The sequence below is a fragment of the Ochrobactrum sp. MYb379 genome (assembly GCF_037479515.1).
GTDB lineage: Bacteria > Pseudomonadota > Alphaproteobacteria > Rhizobiales > Rhizobiaceae > Brucella.
Genome location: NZ_JBBGYW010000001.1, coordinates 260,101 through 282,312, shown reverse-complemented (window position 1 = coordinate 282,312; position 22,212 = coordinate 260,101). Strand labels below are relative to the sequence as shown.

Genomic DNA, 22,212 nt, shown 5'->3' with positions numbered 1-22,212 from the left:
GCTTAGGTCAGTGCAATTTTGTAACTTTATCAGAAATCAATTCAGCTTTTTTCTGAAAGCTCTCATTGCGCTTTTTGTCCTGACTTTGTCACTGATCCCAGCGAATGCACAGGATGCACCACTGCGACAGGTCAAAGTTGGCGTCTATGTCAGCGAACCTTTCGTCATCAAAGAGGGTGACACCTATAACGGCATGGCTGTCGATCTCTGGCGCGACATCGGCACGCGCCTTGGATTGGTTTCGCAATTTGTCGAATATCCAAATTACAATGAACTTGTGAAAGCCGTTTCTGAAAATCAGGTTGATGCGGCAGTAACCAATCTCACGATCACGGAAAGCCGTGCAGAAGTCGTGGATTTTACGCATCCCTGGTTCGATGCCGGGTTACGTATCTTGATTCATACCGAGGCCGGAAATGGATGGGATGACCTCATCGGTGGGCTTGAGAATGCCGGACACCTTGCAACATATGCATGGATTGGCATTGTTATTTTGATCGCCACGATCGCTCTCACTCTTTTTGATAGACGGTTCGACGAGCACTTCCCACGCCGTTGGGTAGAGGGACTCTCCGAGAGCTTTTATCATGTCGTTTCACTTGCAACGTCGGGGAAAAGTTCGCGCAAAAACCTGTTCGGTTGGGCGGGTCGAATATGGCAGGCGTTCTGGCTGGTTTTCGGTATTGCCGTGGTAGCCTATGTCACGTCATCGGTCACAAGCGTCATGACAGTTACGCATATCAACAACAAAATCAATAATTTGGCAGATCTGCAAAACAAAACTGTTGGTGTGCGTACCGGTAGCATTGCGCAACAGCTGCTTACATCCCGATCCATTTCCACCGTCACCTTTGACCACCTGCCAGAGGCCGTTTCTGCGCTCACAAATGATGAGATTTCAGCGATAGTTGGCGACAGTCCGGTCCTGGAATATTACGCTCATAAAAATCCGGATGAACCCGTCGAAATGGTTGGTAACACGTTCAGCCCCGACAAATATGGCTTTGCTTTTCCAAGACACAGCGATCTCGTAAAACCAGCTTCAGTGGCGATCATCAGCCTTCAGGAGAATGAGACCTTGCATGCCTTGAAAGTGAAGTATTTCGGGCCGGAAGAATGAGCTAGAAATGAAGTCTAGCGCTTTTGTGAGCGCCTTCACTTGTCCATTTCGCTTGTGCGTAAAATACGATAAAGAACCAGCCAGCTAATTACATTCTGACTTCAGGTGTGTTTTACACCAAAGGATACTGCCATGATGAACTGGGTTTTTGTATTGCAAGGCGTTATTGCTATCGGCCTCGCTGGGCTCGCCATTGCTGTTATTGTGCGTCATCGCAAATCCAAATAGATTTCATACACAACGGAACTTACTTCCCCTGTTCATCGTTTATTAACCAATGAAGTTGTTCAGGAGAACCCGGATGAAACTTACGTTCAAAGCGGCACTCATAGCCTTGGGTGTATTCTCCGCAGGCGCCGCTCAAGCAGCAAACGCAATCGTCACAACAAGTCTTAATGTGCGAACTGGCCCCGGAACGGGCTATGCCTCTCTGGGAAGCATTCCAAGCAGAGCCCCTGTGAATGTGCAAGGCTGCACATCGGGCTATGGATGGTGCCAAGTCAGCTATGGCGGCCTTAATGGTTGGGCGTCCTCGCGCTACCTCGCAATGCGTGAGGGTGGCAGCAATGCATCGTCCGATGATTTTAGCCGCAACGCAGCGCTTATCGGTATTCCGCTTATTGCTGGCCTAGCTATTGGCGCTGCGGTCAACGATCGAAACGACCGTTGGGACCGTCGTGACTACAACCGTCGACATTGGAATCGTGGGGATCGTGGCCGCTGGGATCGCAACAGAAACTGGGACCGTGGTCGTCATTGGGACCGCCCACGCGGAAACTGGGATCGCCCTCACCGTGACCGTGGTCAAAGGTGGAGATCAAATTCCAGCGATCGTGGGAATGGCCCACGAGGACATTAAACACACGCTAAAACAAAACGCCGCGTAATCCGCGGCGTTTTTTCAATTCTGAATGATGTAGTTTCGATAAGAGCCATTCGCGAACGCGCAATAGCTTTTTGAACTCTAAAAATTACGAGTTTGAACTTTTGAACTTTAATGACGCTAAGTCATTGTTTTGATGGCGATCCCGACTGGATTCGAACCAGTGACCTACGGCTTAGAAGGCCGGTGCTCTATCCAGCTGAGCTACGGGACCTCACCATCAGAAACCGGCCATAGCACAAAGCATAAGGCCGGGAAAAGCTGTTAATGCGTCCAAGGCTGTGGACGATAGAAGCTAAAATTATCCGAATAGGACACTTTACGACGCGCCACTTCATGCGGCTCAATCACGCGATAAGCGATGCCATTGCGGGTAGCATATTCAATCGCATCTTCGCGACTGTCAAAAGACAGGCGAACCTGGCTCTTCATATCACCGGAAGAGGTGTAGCCCATGAGCGGCTCGACCTTGCGAGCGCTTTCTGGTTCATATTCCAGAAGCCAGTTATCCGTTTTGGCTTTACCAGACTGCATCGCTGTCTTAGCTGGACGGTAAATACGTGCAACCATTTGAAGAACCTTGATCTATATTCTTAAGCCCAGTGACGGGCAGTAATTTCAACAAGGGAATAGTTCACGCGCCATACCATGTCAACGCGATAAAGGCGCACGTCACAGCATAGAGATGCGACATTGTTACTTCACAAATTGTCTTGAAAAATGGTCGGAGTGGAGAGATTCGAACTCCCGACCCTCTGGTCCCAAACCAGATGCGCTACCAGGCTGCGCTACACTCCGATGCTTTGTAAGCGGCTCTTCCCTAGATAATCAGCGAACATAAAGCAAGTGCTAAAAGGAAAATCTCGAATCTTTATTCACACACAGCTTGTTACGGGCCTTTGCTAACATTTCAACATGCGTCAGGAACCAACAATCCGCTTAAGCGTTTTAACTGCATCGTTAGAATTTCAGGAGTTCCAGAGTGAATCGCAACGGTCTTTATCTTATTATTGGTGCTCTTATTGTCGTCGTGGCGGGTTTTGCAATTTACACCTATCAGGAAGAAACCAAGCCTTCCGGTATCGAAATGAAAATTGGTGAAGGCGGCGTTTCCATTGAGGAGAACTAATCCTTTAGCATGAGAAATATGCGTCAACGTGGCGAAAAGTTGTGAGTCTAAATCGGTTGTAAACATATAAACCGATTAAGATTTCAAATGCTTACGGTTTGTGATGCAACGATTCTTTGCACTCCATGTTATTTGCCTGCCAAGCCAATGGAGGATTGCATGGACATCCAGACTTCAGATGCACTTTATCGCCGCCACGAAAATGAGTGGGCCGCAATTCGAAATGCGTTGCAGCAAAAAGAAGCCAGTGAGAAACGCGTCACTTCTGCTTCGAGCGTAAGTTTTTCGACGGAAAAGCCATCCGTACAGGAATAGATTAATTTAACACTTTCATTCAAAAACGCCGCATTAGCGGCGTTTTTTATTGGCCGAACAACGCCATGAAATCTTAAATTCAAGAAAATTCATTTGGGATTTTGTTACTGTCCGCTACTTTCTCCATATTGAAACAATTTCATCACCTTAGGATCAGGAAATGTCAGAGAAAAAAGTAGCAATCATCACAGCAGGCGGCAGTGGTATGGGTGCAGCCTCTGCCCGGCGTCTGGCCGCAGACGGCTTTGCTGTCGCCATCCTTTCATCGTCGGGTAAAGGTGAAGCCTTGGCCAAAGAGCTGGGTGGCATCGGCGTTACCGGCTCTAATCAATCAGTTGATGATCTCAAAAAGCTTGTCGATCTGACAGTCGAAAAATGGGGCCGTATTGATACGCTTGTTAACAGTGCAGGCCACGGACCCCGCGCACCGATTCTCGATATTACTGATGAAGACTGGCACAAAGGTCTGGACACCTATTTCCTGAATGTCGTGCGCCCTAGCCGCCTCGTGGTGCCTTATATGCAAAAGCAGAAATCCGGTACGATCATCAACATCTCGTCCGCATGGGCATTTGAGCCGAGCTCGATGTTCCCAACATCAGCTGTATTCCGTGCTGGCCTTGCTTCGTTCACCAAGGTATTTGCAGATACCTATGCCGCGGACAACATCCGCATGAACAACGTGCTTCCAGGCTGGATCGACAGCCTCCCCGCAACCGAAGAGCGCCGTGACAGCGTGCCGTTGCAGCGCTATGGCAAAAGCGAGGAAATCGCTGCTACTGTCGCTTTTCTTGCGTCAGAAGGCGCTGCCTACATTACGGGCCAGAACCTGCGCGTGGATGGCGGCCTCACGCGTTCCGTCTGATATTAAGCCCCGGTAACCAAATGCCAAGGAAGACATATTAGTGTCTTCCTGTAGCGATTCGGACAGGGGACAAGACATATGGCAACACGGAAACGGAGTTCCCGCCCTGCAAAACGCTCTACCGGGCGTTCGACCAGAGGCAAGGGTAATTCAGGTTCATCCGCGCCAATTCTGGCACTTGGCGCCATTCTTGCGCTGGGTGCGTTCAGCCTGTGGGCCACGGCACAGCATAAAAGCCCACAAGCTGCATTCACTGCGCTCTTTCAGCGACCTGCGGCGAAAGCCACTCCATCTGCTCCTGACAGAACCGAAGCCAGACAATCTGTCGAGAGAAAGTCTCCCGCTAAGGATTATGCTGGCGCCATTGGACCTGTCCCGCGCCCCGCAGTTGCTGTTGCGCCCACGCAATCTAAGCCTGTTCAGCAAGCCGCTATTCAAGCTCCAAAGCCACCGATGCCAACGCAAAAAATAGCGCCTCCGCCGCCACCTCCGGCGTCTGCACGCGCACTGCCGATGCCACCGCGCGGCACAAATACAGCAGCGCATTCGCCGTCTGTGATTTATGCCCGGACGAAACTCACCATTCATAAGAATGCGTGGGATAAATCACCCGCTATCGGTACGGTCGAAAGCGGACGCGAAATGCGCTCCTATGGTAAGACTGGCAAGTGGCATCGTGTCGTCGTTCCATCAACCAATATGATTGGCTGGGTGCATGAAGACGAGTTGCGCGGTGGCCGTAATAAGCCAGATACTGCACAAGTGATGACAACGGGCTCAATTGCAAAGAAGTCAGAACCAGCAACACCTGCACAGGTTCTGACACAGAAGGCTCGCATTCAGCCACCAATGGCCGTGGGGCAGAAAAACTAATTCTCTCGAGCGGCCTTTGCCATAGCAGCGATTTGCGTATCACCCCGCAGATATTTGAATCCAATCGCAGTCAATGACGACGTGTCGGCGACCATGTCGCCGAACAATTGCTCATAGAGCGTTTTTCTGCCGACCAGCGTCAGCAATGCCTTCATTATAAAAGCTGGGACAGGAAGCAGCCTTTGAGGACGGCCCAGCGCTTCGCGGACTTTTGAAACCAGTTCGCGGGTTGAACGTGGTTCCGGCTCGGCAAGATGAAAGATTTTACCCGACACATGATCCGATTGCGCTGTGGTGAGAAATACGAGCGCGCGCGCAACATTCTCAAGCGAGACAAAGCTGCGCCGATTATTGGCCAAACCAAACGGCAGCGGCAAAGCTGTGTCACAGAGTTTCATCAAAGCACGTAGATTGGCACGCGCATCTGGTCCGTACACGAGCACTGGCCGCGCAATCACCACTTCTATGCCCGTCATGATTAGCAGCGCAGATTCTGCTCTTGCTTTGGCACGACCATAATTATCGCGCGGTGATAAAGGCATATCCGGTGTCAGCGGCGATGGATTGCCTGCAACTGTGTAAATTGTCGACACGAAGATGAAACGACGAACACCGGATTGCTTCGCTCTCTCTGCAAGCGCAATGGTCAGACGGTGGTTAACCGCATCAAATTCATCCGCCTGCGGGCGTTCGGCGCCAGTTCGATGCGCCAGAGCAGCGCAATGAATAACAACATCAATGTCAGAAAAATCCGGATCAGCCAGATCATGCCGCGAAAGCGCGACGACCTCATGTCCCTCGCCCATCAACTGCTGAACAACAGCGCCACCGATAAATCCACTGGCTCCGGTGACAGCTACCTTCATGCCTTATCATGACCAGTTTCTGATAAAACCTGTGCAGCGAGCGTGCGGGTGATACGGGTCTTTTGCTCCATCGCCACGCTATCAAGGCGATCAACAATTTGGATCGCAGACAAAAGCGAACGCTCAATACGGCTGACCAGATAGCTCACAACATGCGGCTCGACACTGATCTGACGATCCGCAAAAAGCTTGTGAATGACGCCGCCAAGCAACATATCGTCCGGCTCTGCAATTTCTACAACCGTTGCTGCCTTAAGCCGCGATGCAAGATCGGGAAGTTTGACTTTCCAATTGGCTGGCAAAAGACGCGATGTCATTAACAGCGATGGTCCCGGACCAAGCGCTGCATTCTGACGAACACTATTGATGAGGTGAAACAGGCCCGTTTCATCAAAACGCGCACCACCGATATTATCAATCAGTACAGGATATTCCGCAGCACCATGGATCACACTCTCGCTGATTGATTTTGGATCAGCCAATAGCGCGCCTGTAGCGTCACGCCAGACTTCCGCCAGATGTGTTTTGCCCGCACCTGTCGGACCAGCCAAAATAACAACCGGCGCAACCCAGTGAGGCCAGCGATCAATAAGGTCTACCGCCGCGCGATTTGACCCCGTGACCATAATGTCCTCACGGTGATAACCGGGCTGATGCTCAAGAGCGAGCGGAATCTGACGCGGTGCGTCACTCATCGCTTGCTCCTGAAAATCTCACCCGGTTACGTTTTAATTTCATTTCTCTTTGCCTGCATTATCGCCAGCTTCGATCAGCAGCCCCTCATCGGGTTCAGAGCGCTTATAAACCGGATCGTACATCGGAGAATGGAGATAGCGATTAAGCGCAAAACGCACAAGCACCCCTACTGCTGCCGCGGCAGGCACCGCAACCAGCATTCCGGTGAAGCCAAACAGGGAACCGAAGGCGAACAGAGCAAACATAAGCCATACCGGATGCAGCCCTACGGACGAGCCAACGAGCTTCGGCTGCAGGATATTTCCTTCCACAAATTGACCCAGGAAAAACACGCCTGCGACAGCGACAATCATGATCCAATCCGGCCAGAACTGCACCAGTGCAACACCGATTGCGAGTGCCAGTCCGACGAAGGAACCAATATAGGGAATAAAGCTGATAAGACCGGCAAAAAAGCCTATCAGCAGGCCGAAATTAAGTCCCGTTAAGGTCAGGCCAATGGCATAATAAGTGCCAAGAATGAGGCACAAAGTACCTTGCCCTCGAACGAAGCCGGCAACTGCTGCATCCATGTCACGCGCAATACCGCGAACGGTGTAAAGCTGCTTGCGTGGAACCCATGAATCGATACGGTCAACCATGCGATCCCAGTCGAGAAGCATGTAGAACGCAACCACCGGCGTAACGATGAAAAGACCCGCAATATCAATCAGAGATTTCCCCGAATTCCACAGGGACTGAAGCAATGTGGATAGAAAACCAGCCCCTTGCTGAAGCAGCGCGCTGAGGTTTTCCTGAATGACAGAGCTATCAATGCCGATGTAGCGCTTGAGCCATTGCGAGTTTTCATTCGCCATAAGCGCTTGGAGCTGGGAGATATAATCCGGCAGCTTAGAAATGAAATCGACAAGCTGGGTCGCAAGGATCGGAATGATGATCATCAAGCCAACGACGAGTATCATTAAGAAAAGTAGCAAAATAAGAATGGTTGCAGCTAACCGCGAAAGCCCCAGTTTCTCTAGCCTGTCCGCAACAGGATCAAGGAAATAGGCCAGCGCCATACCCGCCACGAAAGGCAGCAATACCGGGCTAAAAACGACCAGAAACAACAGGAATACGATCAGTGTTCCAGTCCAGAACATAGCCTGACGACGCACGCCCGATCCTGTGAAGCCGCCGACTTCCACATTGACGTGAATATCACCATCACGCGCTACAGCTTCGGATTGCTGTATCGACTTGCTCGCTGTATCGCTCGTTTTCGCGCTTAGGGCCGCGGGTTTCTTGACCATGATAATCCATTCTCTGCAAAGACAGGCCGGTAGCACTATTTGATCATATAGCTATATTACTATTTTTGAACGATGGCTGAGAAAGATAGTCGGGCCAACGCACAAACAATGCAATGCACATGCGACAGACAAGTTCCAGTGCAAACGGGTGTGGTGACTATAAATCCTCACGGCAGCAATTTTCCGCAGATTCCTGCGCTGTTTTGCGCTTTTCCGGCACTGTGGCCTTGCAGCATAAGCAATCTCATGTCATTGCGCCCTTAAACATCCACTCCCAGTTTCAGGAGCAGGTCATGACCGTTGAAAATAACTCCACCCAAAAAAATGGACTGACCTATGCGGAGGCCGGTGTCGATATTGATGCGGGCAATCTGATGGTCGACAAGATCAAGCCGCTGGTTCGCTCAACACGTCGTCCCGGCGCTGATGGCGAAATAGGCGGCTTTGGTGGCCTGTTTGATTTGAAAGCCGCAGGCTTTACCGATCCTGTACTCGTCGCCGCCAATGACGGCGTCGGCACCAAGCTCAAAATTGCTATCGATGCAGATAAACACGACACTGTCGGTATCGACCTCGTCGCAATGTGCGTCAACGATCTTGTCGTTCAGGGTGCAGAACCACTGTTCTTCCTCGATTATTTCGCAACCGGCAAGCTCTCACCTGATCAGGGTGTGGCTATCGTTTCGGGTATTGCAGAAGGCTGTTTGCAAGCTGGTTGCGCGCTGATCGGCGGTGAAACCGCTGAGATGCCGGGCATGTATCGCGATGGCGATTATGACCTTGCAGGTTTTGCTGTTGGTGCAGCTGAGCGCAATCGTTTGCTCCCACAGGGCGATATTGCTGAAGGCGACGTCATTCTTGGTCTTTCGTCATCGGGCGTTCACTCTAACGGCTTCTCGCTTGTGCGCCGCATTGTTGAAATTTCCGGCCTTGGCTGGAAATCCGATGCACCTTTCGCAGAAGGCAAGACACTCGGCGAAGCGCTGCTGACACCGACCCGTATTTATGTGAAGCCGTTGCTTGCCGCGATTAAAGCGTCTAACGGCATCAAGGCGCTTGCACATATCACTGGCGGCGGTTTCCCGGACAATATCCCGCGCGTTCTGCCGGAAGGTCTTGCAGCCGAAGTTAATCTCGATGCAATCGATGTTCCGGCCGTATTCTCATGGCTTGCTAAGACCGGTGGCGTCGAACCGCTCGAAATGCTGCGCACGTTCAATTGCGGGATTGGCATGATTGCCGTTGTCTCACCAGACAAGGTTGATGAAGTGGTCGCGGCTCTGGCCAACGAAGGCGAAAACGTCGTCACGCTCGGTCGCATGGTTAAGCGCGAAGGCGAAGGCGTCGTTTATCAGGGTACGCTGAAACTATGAACCGCAAGCGGGTCGTCATTTTCATCTCGGGCGGCGGCTCCAATATGGAGGCGCTGATCCGTGCTGCTCAGACACCCGATTTTCCAGCTGAGATCGTTTCGGTTTTCTCTGATAAGTTAGATGCGGGCGGACTGTCCAAAGCCCAAGCCGCTGGCATTGCAACGCAAGTGTTTAGCCGTAAAGATTATGCCTCCAAGGATGCACATGAAGATGCAATCCTTGAGGCGCTTGCGCTGCTGAACCCGGATATTATCTGCCTTGCAGGTTATATGCGGCTGTTGTCGGCTAAGTTTATTGCACCTTACGAGGGTCGCATCCTCAATATCCACCCTTCTCTGCTGCCGCTTTTTGCTGGCCTGCACACGCATCAGCGTGCGCTTGATGCTGGCATGAAACTCGCTGGCTGCACCGTGCACCTGGTGACGGAAGGCATGGATGAAGGCCCCATTCTCGCACAAGCTGCCGTCCCCGTTATTGATGGCGACACGGAAAGCACGCTTGCCGCGCGCGTCTTGAAGACAGAGCATAAGCTTTACGCGCTTGCGCTTAGCAAGTTTGCCAGTGGCGACGCAGAAACTGGCTTGTCGCAGGATGCTATGGTTATCAGCGCATAGCTTTTCGCGATACATAAGCGGCAATTTCATCACACCCTAATTTTTTTGTTAACAAAACTTTAATTCTCGCGAAAATGCCCTAATTGAGGTTCGTAAGGGAAGCTGCTTCGGCAGCCCTTGAGATTCGCATAAGCGTTTCTTCCAGTATGTGTTTATTTTTAGAGGACAAAATCATGTCTCTCCGTTTTTCGACTTCCTTCCTGTCGGTCATGGCTGTTGGTTCAGCTATCGCGATGACTGCTCCTGCCATTGCTGCGGATTATGTCGCTTCGCCTTCATCGGCGCGCACACAGCCGCGCTCCGAAGTCGGTACGCTTTCCTGCGAGCTTTCACCTGCGATCGGTGTGATCATCGGTAGTCAGCAAGATGTTGATTGCGTGTTCAAGCCAGTTCGCGGTCAAGGACCAGTAGAACGCTACACCGGCAACATCACCAAGCTCGGCGTTGATGTCGGCTTTGTAAATGGTGGACAGCTTGCATGGGCCGTTTGGGCTCCAACCGTTCGTCCAGAAGGCGCGTTGAAGGGCCGCTATGTCGGCGCATCAGCAAATGCTGCTATCGGCATTGGTGCTGGCACCAACATTCTGACCGGCGGTTCGTGGAAGACAATTTCGCTTCAGCCGATCTCGTTGCAGGGCCAGAAAGGTCTTAATGCAGCTGTTGGTCTTTCAAAGCTCAAGCTTAACTACGCAGGCTAATTCAGCTCTATAAATTCAAAGCCCGCGCCGAACGTAAATTCGGCGCGGGCTTCGTTTTAGATATTTAACGCGCATCTTTCCTGAAAACCGATTCTCACTTTTCAGGATGCGCTTCAAGCGACTTTTCTCACCCAGATTTTCGTGTCGTGAACCGCCAAGCCACCATAAGGGGCGGCAGGCTCAGCACCGATCAGAGTATTAATCCCCTCACCGCGCTCAAATGTCGAATTTGGGAAAATACCCTCAGACACAACAACACCGCGCTTTTGACCAGCGCGCAGCACGGCGTGAAGAACTACTTCGCCGCGATGGTTGCCGATTTCAATCCGCTCACCATCCGTAATATCAAGTTGAGCCGCATCATCGGGATGAATGAGAAGCTCTGGCCTAATTTCTTTGGCGAGCGACGTTGCGGTTTCGGCAAATGTAGAGTTCAGGAAATTATGCGCTGGTGACGTTGCAAGGCGGAAAGGATGCTCAGCATCCACTGCCTCGATTACATTCCAGTGGTCCGGAAACTCGGGCATGTTGTGATGTGGACCTTGCAAGCCCATCACTTCCGGCGGCTTATTGGGTGATGGACTGCCCGTCCAATCCGGTTTGAAACGGAACTTGCCATCGGGCCATTTGAAACCATTGATATAATGCGCTTCTTCAAAAGGCGGCTGCAAATCAACAAACCGCTTTTCTTTGAGTTCATCGAAATGCGGAAGATCGCTATTGGCGTTCATATTGTCGATCAGCGTACGCTCATCGACGTTAAAGCCAGGCAGATGTGCAACGCCCAAGCGCTCAGCAAGTTCGTTGATGACAAAGATGTTCGGACGCGCTTCGGCTAGTGGTTCAATCAGCTTTGGACCAAGGACTACATGCTGCTGTCCGCCGCCGCGATAAATATCATCATGTTCGAGAAACGTGGTCGCTGGCAGCACCACATCAGCCATTTTGGCCGTATCAGTCATAAACTGCTCATGCACGGCGACAAACAAGTCTTCACGGGCAAAGCCTTTGCGCACAAGGCGCTGCTCCGGCGTCACATTCATCGGATTGGTGTTCTGGATAAGCATCGCCATGACAGGCGCGCCACCATAAAGTGCTTCGCTGTCGCCAGTCAGAATGCGCCCAATCTTCGACTGATCAAGGAAACGCAGGGTCTTATCCTGCATCGCAGTTCCTTCGATCTCGCGCTTATCCATCTTGAAGATGCCGGAGTTCGAATGAAACGCTCCGCCGCCTTCATGCAGAAACGCGCCTGTCACGCAGGCGATAGACGCTGCGGCATGCATACTCACCGCACCATTACGCTGGCGTGTGAAACCGTAGCCGAGGCGGAAATAAGTGCGCTTGGTCTTGCCAACCAGATGCGCAAAAGCTTCGATTTCCTCGACACTCAAGCCGGTAATTTCTGCAGCCCATTCCGGCGTGCGGGTTGCAAGATGCGCTTCTAGCCCTTTTGGATCGTCCGTATAGCGGTTGAGATAATCCCAATCCGCAAGGCCATCACGAAACAGCACATGCATGACGGCACAGGCAAAAGCGCCATCTGTGCCGGGTTTCAGCACAATGCCCATATCTGCCTGTCGCACAGTCGCATTGGCGTATATGTCAATAACGACGATCTTCGCACCATGATCTTTGCGCGCCCGCACGGCATGGGTCATCACATTGACCTGTGTCGCGGCGGCATTGGTTCCCCAGATGACAACGACGTCAGCCTTTGCCATCTCGCGCGGATCCGGGCCGGTCAGACTGCCAGTCCCCGCAAAATAGCCGGTCCAAGCCATATTGGTACAGAAACTGTCGAATTGATTAGAATAGCGCTTGGCATAACGCAGACGGTTGATCGAATCGCGCTGCACGAGCCCCATCGTCCCAGCGTAATAATACGGCCAAACGCTTTCGCTGCCATGTTTCTCTTCAGCTCTGAGAAAGCGTTCAGCGATGAGGTCAAGCGCCGCTTCCCATGATGCCTGTTTCCACTCGCCGTCACCCTTGCGACCAGTTCGAATAAGCGGATGCTTCAAACGATCGGGATGATGAACACGCTCGGCATAGCGCGCGACCTTGGCGCAGATAACACCAGCGGTGTAGCTGTTGTCTTTCGCACCGCGCACACGACCGATGGTGCGCTCATCCAGCAGCTCAATATCGAGCGCGCAAGTGGATGGGCAATCATGCGGACAGGCGGAATGTCCAATGGTGATATTTGTTTTGGGGGACGTCTGGCTCATAATGTTTTTTTAGCGCAAGCGAAGTTCGGCAGAAACGAATTTCTGACGATTTGACCCGCCTGCGACGAAATAGATTTTTATGAAAGTCGCAAAGTGATCGCGCCCAAGACAATGAGCCCCGCAGCCATAAAACGCGGCAAGCCGACTTTCTCTTTGAGAATGAAAGCGGAAATCAGAATGCCAAACAGAATTGCTGTCTCTCTGAGCGCCGCGACAACCGCAATTGGCGCCATGGTCATCGCCCAAAGAGCAAGACCATAGGACAGCAAAGTGCCTAAACCGCCGATCAGCGATGGTCGCCAATGGTTGCGAATATATTGGATAAAGCGATCCGGCTCGCGATAAAGCGCCCAGCATCCAAGCGGAAAGGCATTTATCAAAAACAGCCAGAGCGTATAGGATAAGGTGTGGCCAGATGCACGCACGCCGACACCGTCGATAATGGTGTAGGCTGCGATAAAACCGGCATTGGCGAGCGCCAGCAACGCCGTCTTGCTCGAAGTGCCGCCATTGCGTCGACGGGCCTCAAGCGCCATAGCAAGCACGCCCGCGCAAATCAGAACGATGCCGAGCCAACTCCCCCAACCCATCGCCTCGCCGATGAGCGGAAAGCTGACAATTGCCACCAGCAAAGGCGGCGTTCCGCGCATGATCGGATAGGCTTCGCTCATGTCGCCCGATTTATAAGCAGCTGCGACCAGCGACATGTAGAATATCTGCGTGATTGTCGACAGCCCGATAAACTTCCAACTCGATGGATGTGGCAGCGGTAAAAACGGCAGGAAAAACAACGCTATGAGCCCAGCGGCTCCGACCACGCAAGCGGCGGCAAAAAACTTGTCACTGCCCCCCTTAACGATAGCGTTCCAGCTCGCATGAAAAAATGCGCCACAAAGGACAATCAGCAGGACAGTACCGGACATAGAAGACACGACTCGGACAAGAGCAGATGATGACAGTTATATGTCACATTTGATTGAAGAGAGATATTGCCGAAAACGATGAGGCGTGAAACAAGCGCAGACATGAATTATCGTCACGCCTATCACGCCGGAAACTTTGCCGATGTCGTCAAGCACGTCATACTTTCCCGCATTATTGAATATCTAAAGCGCAAGGACCAAGCTTTTCGCGTGGTCGATACCCATGCGGGGATCGGCCTTTATGATCTGCGTGGTATTGAAGCTGAAAAGACAGACGAATGGAGCGGTGGTATCCGCCGCGTGATCGACGCTGTCGAAAAAAGTGAAATCCCGCCACAGGCAATCGAACTGCTTCAGCCCTATCTTGAAGCTGTGCGTGCGGTTAATCCCAAAGGTGGACTGCGGCATTATCCTGGATCGCCACTTCTCACGCGCCATCTTTTGCGCAAGCAGGATCGTCTTTCGGCAATCGAACTGCATCCCCAAGATGCGAAAAAGCTGTCCAAGCTGTTTGATGGTGACTACCAGGCGCGTGTGATTGAGCTTGATGGCTGGCTGTCGCTTGGTGCGCATATGCCGCCAAAAGAAAAACGCGGCGTTGTTCTGGTTGATCCACCATTTGAGATTGCGGGAGAATTTGATCGTCTCGTCGATGGTTTGGTGAAAGCCTATAAGCGGTTTCCCGGCGGAACCTACGCTTTTTGGTATCCGATCAAAGATCGGCGGGAGGTTGAGCGTTTTGCAAGGCAACTGCGCGAGACAGAAATTCCGAAGATTATGCGGATTGAACTTTCGATTCGCGCACCTTCCCTTGAACCACGCCTTGATGGGACAGGAATGATTGTCGTCAATCCGCCCTACACACTCGAAAGTGAGATGCAAATCCTGCTTCCCTGCCTTACCAAATTGCTTAGCGAAGAAAAGGGAGGCAATTTCAGCATGCAATGGATACGTGGTGAAGCGGATCGCACTTGACCGTCGCCCCTTGCTGAATGAAACTGCATCTAAGCAAATTTAATGAAACGAGCTTCGTGCTCGAATTGTGAGACAGGATAAACACATGCAACGCAAGTTGGATCGCATCGGACAGTTTTCTCGGGCAGCACTTCTCGCTGCATCGGTTCTTCCTCTGACGCTCGCTTCTATGCCTGCAAGCGCTGCCGATTATCTGAGATCTGCACCAGTGGCGATTGGCGATGCCGGTCTTTGCAATCAGCAGAGCGTTTTGCGTCGCGTGGTTTCTGATTTTGGATATCAGGTTCGTCATGTTCCACACCTGCCGCAGGTTGGTATTTCGGCGATGAGCGATGTTCGCCTCACCCGTTATGAACCGAAGAACAATTCAGCTCAGATTGAACGTACTTATTGTAAGGCAACAGCCGTTCTGAGCGATGGTCAGTACCGTCCGGTCTGGTACATGGTTGAAGAAGGTCAGGGCTTTGCCGGTGTTGGCAGCAATGTCGAATTCTGCGTCGATGGTTTCGACCGCTGGTACGTGTTTGACGCAAGCTGCCGCGTTCTGCGTTGATCACCGCGATGTTGCGTAAACTGGCGGCGATTTCAGCCGCCATTCTTACAGCTTCTTTCGCAGCGCTACCCGTAATGGCGCAAGACCGGGGCGATAGCCACCCCGGCAATTTCGATTTCTATGTGTTGTCGCTGTCGTGGTCACCAAGCTATTGTGCGTTGGAAGGACCACGCGCGAACAAACAGCAATGTGGCACAACCCGGCCATATGGTTTTGTTGTTCACGGTCTTTGGCCGCAAAATGAATGGGGTTATCCTGCTAATTGTCAGTTCGACAATACGCGCAGCCGAGGCAGCTTTGTCCCTCGGCCAATCGTCTCAAGCGTTTCCGACATTATGCCCTCAACTGGTTTGGTTGCGCACCAATGGCGCAAACATGGAAGCTGCACTGGCCTCACCCAAAATGATTATTTCGCAACCGTTCGCCAGGGCTATAAGCGCGTAAATATTCCGCCAAGCCTTCGTAATCTGACTTCCAGCAGACGCGTCGACCCGATGCTGGTGGAAAAAGCATTTGTTACAGCCAATCCCGGAATGAAGCCTGACGGCATATCGGTTTCCTGCAAGAGCAACTATCTTCAGGAAGTTCGAATCTGCATGACAAAGGATCTCAAATTCCGCGCATGTGAACAGATCGATGCGAATGCGTGCCGCAGCCGTTCGGTTATGCTGCCAGCAGCAAGATAATCCTAAACCTCAGGAATAATTATGACCCAGATTCTTTATTCGCCCGCCTCGCCCTACAGCGCCAAGGTGCGCATGGCTGCGGCCTACGCCGACATTCCATTTGAAAGCGTGATTGTGACCACATCGGCTGAACCCGAGAATTTGGTCAATGCCAATCCGCTTGGCAAAATACCAACGTTGATTACCGACGATGGTAAATCGGTTTTCGACAGCCGTGCGATCATGCAGTATCTCAATCGCATTTCTGGAAACAAGATTTTTCCACGCAATGCTGAAAAGCGTACTGACGCGGAACGTTATGAAGCAATTGCTGATGGTCTGTCCGATGTTTTGCTGGCCCATGTTTACGAGCGTCGTGCGCGCCCAGAAGAAAAAGTGCATCAGCCATGGCTCGATCTTCAATGGCGTAAGGCAGAACGCGCACTCGATCTTCTGAATGAAGCTCCGCCGCGTCTTGCTGGCAAACTTCACGGCGGTCATTTGGCTGTGGCAGCAACACTCAGCTACCTCAACTTGCGCTTTGAGGGCAAATGGGAACGCGGTCGCCCAAAGCTCAAGCGTTGGATGAAGCGGTTTGAAGAACTGCATCCAGAATTGGTCAAGCTTTTACCGCAGGGCTAAAAATTCAGACAATAAAAAAACCGGGCAGTTTCCTGCCCGGTTTTTTTTGTTCAATTACACAGTAATTAGAACTTGTAGCCAAGACCAACGCGGATGTCCTGCGTGTCGAGCTTGTCACGAACTGTCGTGCCACCAAGATCGTAGTTCTTGTTGCCGAACTGGGTGTAGCGGTATTCTACGCGACCAAGAATGTTCTCGGTCAGCTTAGCTTCCATACCAACGCCAGCTGTCCAACCAACGCGGAACTTGCTTTCGTCATCGTTGTTGCCCGAAAGCTTAACCTGCGAACCAGCAACACCTGCGGTGATGTATGGCAGAACTGGGTTCATGTCGTAACCTAGACGGCCACGGAGCGAGCCTTCAAAGCCCTGCTTAACTTCAAGACCGTCACGGGACTTCTTAGCTGCTGAGTAACCTGCGTCACCTTCAACACCATATACGAACTGATCCTGCTGGAAGTTCCAGCCAGCGTATGCGCCACCCTTCCAGTCGTCAGGCTTGACAGTGATGTTGCCGCCAGGAAGTTCGTTCTTCGACTTGTTCCAGCCGTAGCCGAGGTACAGACCAGTGTAACCACCAGCCCAGCTGTACTGTGGAGCCATTTCAACTGGAGCAGGAACAGGAGGCTGTTCCATGATTGCGTCAGCTGCGAAAGCAGTTGCAGAGAACGGCAGCAGCGCAGCCGAGGCGATTACGAGAGACTTAAGAGTGCGCATTGCATTCTCCTTCATTAAATTACCTTTAGCGCGGTCCCTTATCGGGCGGGCAGCAACTTGGGGAGTAGTCGACCCATGCCGCGCTGACACGAAGACATATCGGGGATAATTGCGGCACGATCTGCTCCGTGGTGTGGAGAGAACCTGTCGAGAACATGGCAAAATTGCGATGTTGCATTCTGGCAACGGTCTCCTATCAGCCCTATATAAATGAGGAGGCTTGAGGTAATTGGAACTTCACAGGACGCTCGCAAACTGAAACCACTGAATTTGCTAGCTTTTTGTCAGTAGCATCTGTCAGGCCCTCTATTTTCCGCTATATTTTTCCGGCAAAATGGCATGAATAACGATAATGAATCACGATAAGAAAGTGTTTACCCTGTTGGAAACTCCGCAAACCATTTCGCTTGCAAACTGCCCTGTTCTTGTGACCGGCGGTGCTCGACGCATAGGAAAAGCGATCGTTCAGGATTTAGCAGCGCAGGGCTTTCCAGTAGCGGTTCATTGCAATCGCTCTGTTAAAGACGGCGAACAACTTGTGGCGGAAATCATTGCAAATGGTGGAAAAGCCTGTGTTGTGAAGGCTGATCTGGCAGACGAAAACGATGTGCGCGGATTGGTACAGCAGGCATCAACACAGCTTGGACCGATTCGTCTGCTTGTTAACAACGCATCACTCTTTGAAGACGACCGGGTTGGCACTCTTGATATGCAACTTTGGGATCGCCATTTTGCTATTCATCTTAAGACGCCGGTTATGCTTGCTGAGGAAATGGCAAAAGCGTTGCCAAATAATCTGGACGGGCTTGTTATAAACGTGATCGACCAGCGCGTCTGGAAGCTCAATCCGCAGTTTTTCTCTTATACGCTTTCAAAGACTGCGCTTTGGAACGCGACCAAGACACTCGCACAGGCGCTTGCGCCTCGCATCCGTGTTAATGCTATTGCCCCCGGCCCCACTTTGCCGAGCGAACGCCAAAATGTGGAAGACTTTGAATTGCAGGTCAGCCGTTTACCGTTGCAACGTGCGCCGGACCTGTCGGAATTTGGACGCACTATTCGCTACTTCTGGGAAAGCCGCTCCGTAACAGGCCAAATGATCGCTCTTGATGGCGGTCAGCATCTGGCATGGGAGACGCCCGATATAGCAGGAATTAAAGAATGACCACACCACGCAAGTTCAATGATGATGCTTCTTCGCAATTGCTCTCGGATAGTGAGCAGGATGTGACAGATATTATCATGGATGGTGCGGATATCGACGATGACGATTCTTTAGATGAGACGCCCGCTGTCGCTTCGGCGGCTGATTCTATTCAGTGGGATTCATCAGACGGTTTGCCGGATACAACAGGCTTAAGCGGCGCAGACATTATCAGCGCTTTCGTCAAGCACCTGCCGAACAATCCAGGCGTTTATCGTATGTTCAACAGCGCTGGCGACGTGTTGTATGTCGGCAAGGCCCGGAGCTTGAAAAAGCGTGTTTCCAATTATGCGCGAGGTATCGGGCATTCGAACCGCATCACCCGCATGATCGGTGAAACGGTGACAATGGAGTTTGTTGTCACGCGAACAGAGATAGAAGCGCTGCTTCTCGAAGCGAATCTCATCAAGCGCTTGCGGCCTCGCTTTAATGTTTTGCTGCGTGACGACAAATCGTTTCCGTACATTCTGCTGACTGGCGGGCATCGTGCGCCTGGCATTTTTAAGCATCGCGGCGCGCGCACGCGTAAAGGTGAGTTTTTCGGGCCATTTGCATCCGGCGGGGCCGTCACACGAACCATTAATGCGCTTCAGCGCGCCTTTCTATTGCGTACCTGTACTGATTCGGTTTTTGAAACCCGCACCCGCCCCTGCTTGCTTTATCAAATCAAGCGTTGCTCGGGGCCGTGCACACATGAAGTCAGCGACGAGGACTACGCAGAGTTAGTCGATGAAGCAAAAGCCTTTCTTTCTGGTAAGAGCCAAAAGGTGAAAGACCACCTCGCGGCAGCGATGCAAGCAGCATCGGCCGATCTCGATTTCGAACATGCGGCTGTCTATCGTGATCGTCTTTCAGCTCTGTCTCATGTTCAATCACATCAGGGAATCAACCCTCAGACCGTTGAGGAAGCCGACGTCTTTGCCATTTATCAAGATGGCGGCATGACGTGCATTCAGGTCTTCTTTTTTCGCACGGGACAAAACTGGGGCAATCGCGCTTATTTTCCGAAAGCAGACAGTTCGCTTAGCGCTGCTGAAGTGCTCGGCGCGTTCCTGTCGCAATTCTACGATGACAAACCTTGCCCAAAACTCATTCTTCTATCGGAAGGTATTGAGGACCAGGAATTGCTCGGAGAAGCACTTTCATCGCGTGCGGGCTACCGTGTGCATGTCAATGTTCCACAACGCGGCGAGAAGAAAGAGCTCACCGATCATGCTTTGACCAATGCGCGCGAAGCACTGGGGCGCCGCTTGGCGGAAACATCGTCGCAAACACGCTTGCTCAAGGGACTTGCCGAAGCTTTCGAACTGCCCGCGGTTCCCCGTCGTATCGAAGTTTATGATAACTCGCACATCATGGGAACGAATGCTGTCGGCGGCATGATCGTGGCCGGGCCGGAAGGCTTTGTCAAAAATCAATATCGCAAATTCAATATCAAATCGACGGACATTACGCCCGGCGATGATTTTGGCATGATGCGGGAAGTGATTGAACGGCGCTTTTCGAGGCTGGTCAAAGAGCATGGTGAGCCAGAGCCCACAGGCGATATCGAAAGCAGTGATGCATTCCCGGCGTGGCCAGATCTTATTCTGATCGATGGCGGTCAGGGACAGGTTGGTACTGTCAGGCAGATTTTGGGCGAACTCGGCATCAGCCATCTTGTAACGGCCATCGGCATCGCAAAGGGTGTTGATCGTGAAGCTGGTCGCGAACGCTTTTTCATTGAAGGCAAATCACCTTTCACATTGCCGCCACGTGATCCAGTACTCTACTTCATCCAGCGCATGCGCGACGAAGCACATCGTTTTGCTATCGGCACACATCGTGCGAAGCGAAAGAAAGATTTCGTAGCCAATCCTCTTGATGAGATTTCGGGAATCGGCCCGTCGCGTAAGCGCGCTTTGCTTCTTCATTTCGGAACCGCGAAAGCAGTTTCGAGAGCCGCCATTGAAGATCTTATGCAGATCGAAGGCATTTCAGAAGCCATGGCCAAGACCATTCACGATCATTTTCATGATCGATGACGTAATTTTGTCTGGGTTTGAGAGAGTAATTCTCCACAGGCGTCATTACGTCCATAAAGATCACATGAGCAGGTGTTGATTTTCTTAGTCATCCCTGATGTTGTGCACCAGCAACGAATACGGCGGTACAATGCGGAAAAATCACACTCTCTCCCTACCAAACATGCTGACTTACGCACGGATTATTGCCGTGCCGCTTGTCGTTCTGTGTTTCTTTGTGGAGGGAAGCCTTCAATCGAGTGATAATTCGCGTTGGGCCGCACTTGCGATTTTTGCAATCGCCAGCATTACAGATTTCTTCGATGGCTATCTCGCACGCATCTGGCAGCAAACCTCTACTATTGGCCGCATGCTCGATCCGATTGCCGATAAGCTTCTGGTTTCAGCCTGCCTTTTGCTTTTGGCAGCGGACGGTACAATTGCAGGATGGACACTCTGGGCTGCGATCATCATTCTTTGCCGGGAGGTACTGGTCTCTGGTCTGCGTGAATACCTCGCTGAGCTGAAAGTCAGTGTACCTGTCTCACGATTGGCAAAGTGGAAGACCGCAGCACAAATGGTTGCTTTGTCCTTCTTGCTCGCTGGTCCGGCTGGCGAAAAAATTCTGCCGTACACGACTGAAATCGGGATCGTGCTGCTCTGGATTTCTGCGATCCTGACGCTTTACACCGGCTGGGACTATTTCCGCGCTGGCCTCAAGCACGTCATGGACTAACATCATGCGTGTGAACCTCGTCTATTTTGCTTGGGTGCGGGAAAAAATCGGCAAGGGTGAGGAAGTGATTGAGCTTCCACGCCAGACGATCAGCGTCGGTGACCTCATTACTCATCTGAAAACGCTCGGCGACGAATATGAGGCTGCATTCGAGCATGAAAACGTCATTCGTGCTGCCATCAATCAAGAACATGCCGAACATGATGAACTCATTCAAGACGGCAATGAGGTCGCGCTTTTCCCGCCTATGACAGGCGGATAATATGACCCGGAACGAAGACTGGCCCCTCTTCATTCGCGTACAAAGTGAAGACTTCGAGATTGCCGAGGAAATCAGCAAGCTTAGTCAGGGACGCACGGACATAGGCGCTATCGTCAGCTTTACGGGCCTTTGCCGCGATGAAGGTGGTAAGTTATCTGCGCTTGAACTTGAACATTACCCAGGCATGGCTGAAGCGGCAATTCGGCGCATTGCTGAAGAAGCCATCACGCGGTGGTCTTTATCCGGCATGTCTATTATTCATCGCTACGGACTCATAAAGCCCGGAGAAAACATCGTTCTTGTTGTGACCGCGTCATCTCATCGACAGGCCGCATTTGAGGCCGCCTCATTCCTTATGGACTTTATGAAAACTGATGCGCCATTCTGGAAACGAGAGCATTTACTCGACGGCAATACGGGTGGTTGGGTCGAATCGAAGGCAACGGACGACCAAAGCCGCGATCGCTGGCAGAAGCGCTGAATAAAGCAAACACTCTGGCAAGATGTCGCAGATAAAACTCTTTTTCGCATACAAAGAATTTCTCGGCTTTAATTTAATGTCGAATTAACTATTTAAC

At 51.7% G+C, this 22,212-nt stretch carries 25 protein-coding genes and 2 tRNA genes; 18 read left to right on the top strand and 9 right to left on the bottom strand.

What is annotated here, in order from left to right; all coding sequences use genetic code 11:
• The first annotated feature begins 85 nt into the window (after positions 1-85).
• Positions 86-1,120, top strand: coding sequence for a transporter substrate-binding domain-containing protein (locus tag WH356_RS01440; protein WP_339508299.1), 1,035 nt, complete (start codon positions 86-88; stop codon positions 1,118-1,120).
• A 301-nt stretch (positions 1,121-1,421) separates the two neighbouring features.
• Positions 1,422-1,979 carry an SH3 domain-containing protein gene (locus WH356_RS01435; RefSeq protein WP_339508297.1) on the top strand — a complete coding sequence of 186 codons (558 nt, stop codon included), beginning with the start codon at positions 1,422-1,424 and terminating at the stop codon, positions 1,977-1,979.
• Between the two features lie 161 nt (positions 1,980-2,140).
• Here WH356_RS01435 and WH356_RS01430 read toward each other — a convergent pair.
• The 3 genes from WH356_RS01430 to WH356_RS01420 form a co-directional block, all read right to left on the bottom strand.
• Positions 2,141-2,217, bottom strand: a tRNA-Arg gene (locus WH356_RS01430).
• A 50-nt stretch (positions 2,218-2,267) separates the two neighbouring features.
• The gene (locus WH356_RS01425; RefSeq protein ID WP_339508296.1) at positions 2,268-2,573 is read right to left on the bottom strand and encodes an ETC complex I subunit; all 306 of its coding nucleotides are present in this window, start codon (positions 2,571-2,573) and stop codon (positions 2,268-2,270) included.
• Between the two features lie 151 nt (positions 2,574-2,724).
• Positions 2,725-2,801 (bottom strand) — tRNA-Pro (locus WH356_RS01420).
• 184 nt (positions 2,802-2,985) lie between these two features.
• Between WH356_RS01420 and WH356_RS01415 the strand changes: the two genes are divergently transcribed.
• From WH356_RS01415 to WH356_RS01400, 4 genes are all read left to right on the top strand, one after another.
• Positions 2,986-3,132 carry a hypothetical protein gene (locus WH356_RS01415; protein ID WP_094507300.1) on the top strand — a complete coding sequence of 49 codons (147 nt, stop codon included), beginning with the start codon at positions 2,986-2,988 and terminating at the stop codon, positions 3,130-3,132.
• Positions 3,133-3,291: 159 nt separating this feature from the next.
• Complete coding sequence (locus WH356_RS01410) at positions 3,292-3,447, top strand: hypothetical protein (RefSeq protein WP_339508291.1); 156 nt, start codon at positions 3,292-3,294, stop codon at positions 3,445-3,447.
• Between the two features lie 160 nt (positions 3,448-3,607).
• The gene (locus WH356_RS01405) at positions 3,608-4,312 is read left to right on the top strand and encodes an SDR family oxidoreductase (protein WP_339508290.1); all 705 of its coding nucleotides are present in this window, start codon (positions 3,608-3,610) and stop codon (positions 4,310-4,312) included.
• 78 nt (positions 4,313-4,390) lie between these two features.
• On the top strand, positions 4,391-5,185 hold the full coding sequence (locus WH356_RS01400) for a hypothetical protein (RefSeq protein ID WP_339508289.1): 795 nt from the start codon (positions 4,391-4,393) through the stop codon (positions 5,183-5,185).
• On the opposite strand, the gene WH356_RS01395 is transcribed toward WH356_RS01400, so the two are convergent.
• From WH356_RS01395 to WH356_RS01385, 3 genes are read right to left on the bottom strand one after another with little or no spacing between them, the layout of a single operon-like run.
• A complete protein-coding gene (locus tag WH356_RS01395; protein ID WP_339508287.1) occupies positions 5,182-6,051 on the bottom strand; it encodes an NAD-dependent epimerase/dehydratase family protein in 870 nt (289 codons plus the stop codon). The two genes, WH356_RS01400 and WH356_RS01395, sit on opposite strands and share 4 nt — an antisense overlap.
• On the bottom strand, positions 6,048-6,746 hold the full coding sequence (gene hdaA, locus WH356_RS01390; protein WP_339508285.1) for a DnaA regulatory inactivator HdaA: 699 nt from the start codon (positions 6,744-6,746) through the stop codon (positions 6,048-6,050). Before hdaA ends, WH356_RS01395 begins: the two co-directional genes overlap by 4 nt.
• 39 nt (positions 6,747-6,785) lie before the next feature.
• Positions 6,786-8,039 carry an AI-2E family transporter gene (locus tag WH356_RS01385; RefSeq protein WP_445253608.1) on the bottom strand — a complete coding sequence of 418 codons (1,254 nt, stop codon included), beginning with the start codon at positions 8,037-8,039 and terminating at the stop codon, positions 6,786-6,788.
• A 293-nt stretch (positions 8,040-8,332) separates the two neighbouring features.
• Between WH356_RS01385 and purM the strand changes: the two genes are divergently transcribed.
• The 3 genes from purM to WH356_RS01370 all read left to right on the top strand — a co-directional run bounded on the left by purM (position 8,333) and on the right by WH356_RS01370 (position 10,724).
• Complete coding sequence (gene purM / locus WH356_RS01380) at positions 8,333-9,412, top strand: phosphoribosylformylglycinamidine cyclo-ligase (RefSeq protein WP_339508283.1); 1,080 nt, start codon at positions 8,333-8,335, stop codon at positions 9,410-9,412.
• Positions 9,409-10,026, top strand: coding sequence for a phosphoribosylglycinamide formyltransferase (gene purN, locus WH356_RS01375; protein WP_339508282.1), 618 nt, complete (start codon positions 9,409-9,411; stop codon positions 10,024-10,026). The genes purM and purN overlap by 4 nt, the downstream gene beginning before the upstream one ends.
• Before the next feature lie 173 nt (positions 10,027-10,199).
• Positions 10,200-10,724, top strand: coding sequence for a DUF992 domain-containing protein (locus WH356_RS01370; RefSeq protein WP_339508281.1), 525 nt, complete (start codon positions 10,200-10,202; stop codon positions 10,722-10,724).
• 113 nt (positions 10,725-10,837) lie between these two features.
• Here WH356_RS01370 and WH356_RS01365 read toward each other — a convergent pair whose 3' ends face one another.
• On the bottom strand, positions 10,838-12,955 hold the full coding sequence (locus WH356_RS01365; RefSeq protein ID WP_339508280.1) for a molybdopterin oxidoreductase family protein: 2,118 nt from the start codon (positions 12,953-12,955) through the stop codon (positions 10,838-10,840).
• A gap of 77 nt (positions 12,956-13,032) precedes the next feature.
• The gene (locus tag WH356_RS01360) at positions 13,033-13,878 is read right to left on the bottom strand and encodes a DMT family transporter (protein ID WP_339508279.1); all 846 of its coding nucleotides are present in this window, start codon (positions 13,876-13,878) and stop codon (positions 13,033-13,035) included.
• Positions 13,879-13,980: 102 nt separating this feature from the next.
• Between WH356_RS01360 and WH356_RS01355 the strand changes: the two genes are divergently transcribed.
• The 4 genes from WH356_RS01355 to WH356_RS01340 all read left to right on the top strand — a co-directional run bounded on the left by WH356_RS01355 (position 13,981) and on the right by WH356_RS01340 (position 16,713).
• Complete coding sequence (locus tag WH356_RS01355; RefSeq protein ID WP_339508911.1) at positions 13,981-14,853, top strand: 23S rRNA (adenine(2030)-N(6))-methyltransferase RlmJ; 873 nt, start codon at positions 13,981-13,983, stop codon at positions 14,851-14,853.
• Between the two features lie 85 nt (positions 14,854-14,938).
• Positions 14,939-15,406 (top strand): phage portal protein, encoded by a 468-nt coding sequence (locus tag WH356_RS01350; RefSeq protein WP_339508278.1) that lies wholly within the window; start codon positions 14,939-14,941, stop codon positions 15,404-15,406.
• A gap of 8 nt (positions 15,407-15,414) precedes the next feature.
• Positions 15,415-16,092: a ribonuclease T2 family protein gene (locus WH356_RS01345; protein WP_339508276.1), complete on the top strand. Its 678-nt coding sequence runs from the start codon at positions 15,415-15,417 to the stop codon at positions 16,090-16,092.
• Between the two features lie 21 nt (positions 16,093-16,113).
• Positions 16,114-16,713, top strand: a complete 600-nt coding sequence (locus WH356_RS01340; RefSeq protein ID WP_339508275.1) for a glutathione S-transferase — start codon at positions 16,114-16,116, stop codon at positions 16,711-16,713.
• A 65-nt stretch (positions 16,714-16,778) separates the two neighbouring features.
• On the opposite strand, the gene omp25 is transcribed toward WH356_RS01340, so the two are convergent.
• Positions 16,779-17,429 (bottom strand): outer membrane protein Omp25, encoded by a 651-nt coding sequence (gene omp25 / locus WH356_RS01335; RefSeq protein ID WP_339508274.1) that lies wholly within the window; start codon positions 17,427-17,429, stop codon positions 16,779-16,781.
• Positions 17,430-17,781: 352 nt separating this feature from the next.
• Between omp25 and WH356_RS01330 the strand changes: the two genes are divergently transcribed.
• The 5 genes from WH356_RS01330 to WH356_RS01310 all read left to right on the top strand — a co-directional run bounded on the left by WH356_RS01330 (position 17,782) and on the right by WH356_RS01310 (position 22,115).
• Complete coding sequence (locus WH356_RS01330) at positions 17,782-18,594, top strand: SDR family oxidoreductase (protein ID WP_339508273.1); 813 nt, start codon at positions 17,782-17,784, stop codon at positions 18,592-18,594.
• Positions 18,591-20,657: an excinuclease ABC subunit UvrC gene (uvrC, locus tag WH356_RS01325; RefSeq protein ID WP_339508272.1), complete on the top strand. Its 2,067-nt coding sequence runs from the start codon at positions 18,591-18,593 to the stop codon at positions 20,655-20,657. The genes WH356_RS01330 and uvrC overlap by 4 nt, the downstream gene beginning before the upstream one ends.
• A 130-nt stretch (positions 20,658-20,787) precedes the next feature.
• A complete protein-coding gene (pgsA, locus tag WH356_RS01320; protein WP_339508271.1) occupies positions 20,788-21,372 on the top strand; it encodes a CDP-diacylglycerol--glycerol-3-phosphate 3-phosphatidyltransferase in 585 nt (194 codons plus the stop codon).
• A gap of 4 nt (positions 21,373-21,376) precedes the next feature.
• Complete coding sequence (gene moaD, locus WH356_RS01315) at positions 21,377-21,634, top strand: molybdopterin converting factor subunit 1 (RefSeq protein ID WP_339508269.1); 258 nt, start codon at positions 21,377-21,379, stop codon at positions 21,632-21,634.
• Position 21,635: 1 nt separating this feature from the next.
• Positions 21,636-22,115, top strand: a complete 480-nt coding sequence (locus tag WH356_RS01310; RefSeq protein WP_339508268.1) for a molybdenum cofactor biosynthesis protein MoaE — start codon at positions 21,636-21,638, stop codon at positions 22,113-22,115.
• Positions 22,116-22,212: the final 97 nt, after the last annotated feature.